1 protein-coding gene and 1 tRNA gene are annotated in these 1,092 nt (G+C 70.5%); one reads left to right on the forward strand and one right to left on the reverse strand.

Translation table 11 applies throughout. From position 1 onward, the window contains the following. Positions 1–406 precede the first annotated feature (406 nt). Positions 407–706, reverse strand: a complete 300-nt coding sequence (locus NBW84_RS05830; protein ID WP_250282408.1) for a hypothetical protein — start codon at positions 704–706, stop codon at positions 407–409. A 289-nt stretch (positions 707–995) separates the two neighbouring features. Here NBW84_RS05830 and NBW84_RS05835 point away from each other — a divergent pair. Further along, positions 996–1,068 (forward strand) — tRNA-Asn (locus NBW84_RS05835). Positions 1,069–1,092: the final 24 nt, after the last annotated feature.

Genomic DNA, 1,092 nt, shown 5'->3' on the forward strand with positions numbered 1-1,092 from the left:
GTGGACATCATCACATATTGCTACTCAACGTGACGTATGACATCACATGTTGCATGACGCACCGTCACACAGAAAATCACACATTGTGATTATGCATGTCACATACTGTCATATGGTGCGCCGTATGCTGTCACGCGCCATGTCGCGCACCGTCACGGGTCATCGCCAGCACCAGCCGCTCCCCCCGGGCCCGCTCCGCACGCGTACACCGCCCGGACGGAACGCGCCCACCCCGGCACGGCCCACCCCGGCACGGCATGCCGCCCGCGATGCCGCCCGCGCGTCCGCGGCCAGGACGGACCTGGCTGGGACAGCCACCGCCCGTGGCGGCCCGGTCCGGCATCCGCCTGCCTGCCCGGGGACGAGCCGGCGCCAGGCTCGACGGGCGTCCGGTCGCGTGGGCGGGTCAGGGCGTACGGATCGCCCCGGAACCGTTCGGGCTGTGCGCCCCGGCCGCGCTGGCGAAGGTGCCGGCGGCCGGCGCCGCCCGCTCGCCCCGGCCGGTGACGCTCCCGAGGGTCCGGCGAGCCCGCTCCAGCAGGCTGCCCGCCTGCGCCGAGACGACCCCGGCCGCGCTCTGCACCTCCGGGCGCTCCCGGACCGCGCGCGCCTGACGCATGATCGCGTCGTAGTGCTCCCGGCCCGCGCGGGCCCCCAGCACGTAGCCGAGCCCGAAACCAACGATGAAACCGGGTCTGACGTGCATGCTGCCTCCCGCTCGGTGTCACTGTGCACTCTTGCCGGCCTTCGCGGACACATGAACGCTCATGGCCGCCCACACCCGCGCCCGATCGTCATCCCACACCCGGCGGCCGCCGTCACCGGACAACGACGGGCAGGCGCCCGCAACCATGACCATCCTGCCCGAGCGGCCGCGCGCCGACGGTCAACCAGCCGACCGACCCGTGTTTCCTACCCCCTCGAACCATCCGCGCGAACCTCAGGTAACCTTGCCCAGTCAGATGCTCCCGGCGCTATCGTCTGGAGCATCGCGGTCCCGCGTAGCTCAATTGGCAGAGCGTCCGGCTGTTAACCGGCAGGTTACAGGTTCGAGTCCTGTCGCGGGAGCATAGGCCCAGGTCAGAGGCTTGA

The sequence above is a fragment of the Protofrankia sp. CiP1_Cm_nod2 genome (assembly GCF_920664355.1).
Classification (GTDB): domain Bacteria; phylum Actinomycetota; class Actinomycetes; order Frankiales; family Frankiaceae; genus Protofrankia.

Bases quoted from the DNA above. Each gene is read 5' to 3' on its own strand.
- NBW84_RS05830 (WP_250282408.1), bottom strand. From the start codon at position 706: ATGCACGTCAGACCCGGTTTCATCGTTGGTTTCGGGCTCGGCTACGTG.